The organism is Microcoleus sp., assembly GCF_049646505.1.
Classification (GTDB): Bacteria; Cyanobacteriota; Cyanobacteriia; order Cyanobacteriales; family Microcoleaceae; genus Microcoleus.
This window is the reverse complement of the sequence record NZ_JBARVX010000285.1, coordinates 1-3,472: the sequence shown is the minus strand read 5'-3', so window position 1 is coordinate 3,472 and position 3,472 is coordinate 1. Positions and strand designations below refer to the sequence as shown.

Annotated in this window: 4 protein-coding genes; 1 reads left to right on the top strand and 3 read right to left on the bottom strand. The window is 44.4% G+C overall.

Annotated features, from left to right (window positions below; translation table 11 throughout):
• Positions 1-5 precede the first annotated feature (5 nt).
• Complete coding sequence (locus WBA89_RS15270; RefSeq protein WP_424407809.1) at positions 6-140, top strand: LuxR C-terminal-related transcriptional regulator; 135 nt, start codon at positions 6-8, stop codon at positions 138-140.
• A gap of 212 nt (positions 141-352) precedes the next feature.
• Here WBA89_RS15270 and WBA89_RS15265 read toward each other — a convergent pair whose 3' ends face one another.
• The 3 genes from WBA89_RS15265 to WBA89_RS15255 form a co-directional block, all read right to left on the bottom strand.
• Positions 353-1,249 (bottom strand): alpha/beta fold hydrolase, encoded by an 897-nt coding sequence (locus WBA89_RS15265; RefSeq protein ID WP_424407807.1) that lies wholly within the window; start codon positions 1,247-1,249, stop codon positions 353-355.
• Positions 1,250-1,596: 347 nt separating this feature from the next.
• Positions 1,597-3,045 carry a D-alanyl-D-alanine carboxypeptidase/D-alanyl-D-alanine endopeptidase gene (dacB, locus tag WBA89_RS15260; protein ID WP_424407805.1) on the bottom strand — a complete coding sequence of 483 codons (1,449 nt, stop codon included), beginning with the start codon at positions 3,043-3,045 and terminating at the stop codon, positions 1,597-1,599.
• Positions 3,046-3,238: 193 nt separating this feature from the next.
• A partial coding sequence (locus tag WBA89_RS15255; RefSeq protein WP_424407803.1) for a (2Fe-2S) ferredoxin domain-containing protein occupies positions 3,239-3,472 on the bottom strand: 234 nt, incomplete at its 5' end.

The window sequence follows — 3,472 nt, the reverse complement described above, 5'->3', positions numbered from 1 at the left end:
AATGTATCGCCAAAAATTTAAATATCAGTCACTGGACGGTTGCTACTTACGTGAGGCGGATTTTTATTAAACTCGGTGTTTGTTCCAGAACGGCAATGATTGCACTGTTGATTCAAGAAAATTTGCTTTGGGACTCTTAAATAGTAGGGTGCGTCATATCAAATCCTATCTTCATCGGAATAGTAAATTCACTGTTGACTGTTGACTGTTAACAGTTAACAGTTAACAGTTAACAGTTAACAGTTAACATCATGTATGAGTGCAACCGGAATTGATATGACGCACCCTACACGCACTTTAATCCTCACAAAAATTAGAGGACTCGCATTCCGAGCGATCGATCTAAAACCGCCTAGACCAAAGCCAAAGGACGAGAAGAATTTCTCAAAAAATTCAGCAATTCTCGATTCACCGTTTGCGGCGCTTCTTGCTGAACCCAGTGACCGCAATTAGGGATTAATTTTAACTTAAACGGAGCCGTAATTAACCGATCTAAACCTTCTACAAGTGTGTGGCTCAAAAACGCATCTTCTTCTCCCCAAAGCACCAAAGTAGGCACTGTCACCGGTTCTAATTTCTGTCCCCAATGCCAAAGCCGCTGCGGGTGAAACATTTGCTGGTAATAATTCATCGCCGCAGCTAACACTCCCGGTTTTTCTAAAGCAGTCTGATAAATCTTAGTTTCCTCAGCGCTAAAAGCTCCTTTGCGAATAGCTTGACCCTGAAAAATATTTTGCACAAAATCTTTCAAATTTTGCCGGATCAACCATTCGGGGATGCCGGGAACTTGGAAAGCCAAAATGTGCCAACTGCGCCGGAGTTGGTCTAAATTGCTTGCCATTTCTTGCACTAATCGCTGCGGGTGCGGAGCGTTTAAAATTGCTAAGCGGTTGAGTTTTTCGGGGAATTTTTGAGCTAAATGCCACGCGATCGCACCGCCGCAATCGTGACCCACAATGTGAGCTTTTTTATAGCCGAGCCGATCGATCAAACCGCGAATATCAGCACTCAGCGTATCCAAATCATAACCGCTTTCCGGCTTGTCGGAATCGTTGTAGCCCCGCAAATCCGGCACCACAACCTTGAAATGACGAGCTAAGGCAGGAATTTGATGTCGCCAAGAGTACCAAAACTCTGGAAAACCGTGCAGGAGCACAACGAGCTCGCCTTCTCCTTGGGAAACGCAGTGCAAGCGGATGTTGTTGGTTTCGACAAAGATGTGTTGCTGTTCGGAATCTAAAGACTGCATAAATTAAAAGTTAGACTTATGTTTCGGGAAGTACGGAACCCGCCGACTGCTAGCAGGTGAGTACAAATAAACATTAGATGTGTCGGGCGGGTTTTGCCTCGATCTTCTCGCTTGTATCTCGTGATTCTTAACTCGCGCCCGCCCGACAAGGTACTATTGTTTTTTTGTCATTACTTACTTAGTCGGCTGAAACGACCGAATGGTTTTAATGTTTCTGCTTTTATTCTAGCTGCTTTTCGATCCCCGCTGCTGGAATCTAGTTAAACTTAAAACTTGTAGCGTTTTGGAGTCTCTGGTTTTTTAGGTGTAACTACTTATTTTAAATTGAGCGATTGAAATTTGTAGTTTTAACAGCGGCGGAGGCGGTTCAATAATAGCACAATTTCGTCCGTTGCCGATCGCAATTTTGAAGATGGCAGGTCAGATTGATTGACGATGATGCTAAACACCAGCGGCTCGTAACTTGGAACTTCGATATATCCCGACAGCGCCGAAACTCCGCTCAAAGTTCCAGTTTTTGCTTGCAAAATTACGCGGTTTGCGGTAGAATTAAAGCGATTTTTTAAAGTGCCGTTCTCGCCTGCGATCGGCAACGAGGCGCGGTAGACAGACGCAGCAGGTGAATTAGCCATCAATCTCAAAGTTTGCACCAAGGCTTCGGGACTAATTAAATTGTGTCGGGAAAGTCCCGAACCGTCGGTTAATATGTAGCTGTTGGGATTTACACCTAATTGAGTTAAAGCTGTTTTTAACTCCTTCAAACCAGTTTCATTAGTATCTTCTTGTGGCACAGACATCTTGACTGTGAATTTTCCCAACAATCTCAATAAAACCTCTGCATAAAGATTGTTACTTTCCCGATTAGTTTCCTTCACCAATTCTGCCAGCGGCGGCGATTCAACGGCTGCTAATTCTTGGTTTAAATTGCGAGCAACAGAGGCAACTAAAACTTGTTTAACCGGAATTCCCTCCGCCGTCAAGACTTGTTGAAAATTTTGTAAAAAATTATTGGCGGGATTGACAACTGCAACATAGCTTGATTCAGATTCTGCACCAACTTTCAACTGTCCGCTAACTCGAATTGCGGGGCGATCGAACTCCCTGCCAACTTCAAGAAACTCAGATTCGTTGGGGGCGACTGTGACTGAATTGTTCTGAATTTGCCACTGATTGGCTAACTTTGGTTGGGCAAAAGTAACTTTTAGAGGTTGTCCGAGATTCTGCGGGGACAAAACAAGCTCGATCGCGTTTTGATTGAAAATTAAACTGTTAACCGGCGCGCCATAGCCAGCTTGCGCGTCTTCCCATTCCCAATTGCGATTGACTGCACTGCCTTGAAAATAGCTGTCATCGCCAATCAACTCGTTTACTTGACTAATTCCCCGCTGCTTCAACTGCTGCGCCAAGGATTTCAACTGAGGCTCAGCAATGCTCGGATCGCCCCTGCCGGCAACGTACAAACTCCCATTTTCGCCGCTGTAAACCGATGTCTTAATCCGAAAATCGGCACCGAGTTTCTGCAAAGCAGCGGCTGTTGTTAGCAGCTTGACATTTGATGCTGGAATGAAATATTTGGTTGCGTCGCGGCTGTAGAGAGTTGCGGTAGAAGATAGGGGTTGAATCAAAATCCCCCAGCGCGATCGGCTAAATTCGGGACGGTTGGCGATCGCATCTACTTTCGCCCCCAATTCCCCCGGACAAATATCTCCAGCAACCGCCGATGTTTGAGCGACTGCCGCCGGCGTGCGCCCCAACACTAGCACCAACAAACTAACCGCAATTACTTTGATTTTCACAGCGTAATTTTCATAATATATAAGATTGCTTGATTTTTTGATTGATTGGAAAACCGCAGATTTGAGGCAGATTGACACAGATTAACGCAGATTTTTTAGATAATAGCTAGAGAATAAATGCTATTTTATTTTAACAATTTTTATTCACATTATATGCTTCAAAAATTACAATTTTTACTGCATTAAATCAATACTAATAGTAATAACGCATATGAATTCTCGGATTGAACAGCGCTTCTACAGGTTTTCCTACTTTGAGATGCTCTTCCACGATCGACTGTACATCACTCGGTTTAACTCGACAATACCAAATTTCGTCTGGGGTGACTCGCACAGTCGGGCCCGTGTTGCACTGTCCCTGACAGCTACAGGCTTTAACTGTCACTCCTGCAACTGGTTGGGCTTCAAAGGCAGCGAGCACTTCTGC

Bases quoted from the DNA above. Each gene is read 5' to 3' on its own strand.
- WBA89_RS15265 (WP_424407807.1), bottom strand. From the start codon at position 1,249: ATGCAGTCTTTAGATTCCGAACAGCAACACATCTTTGTCGAAACCAAC.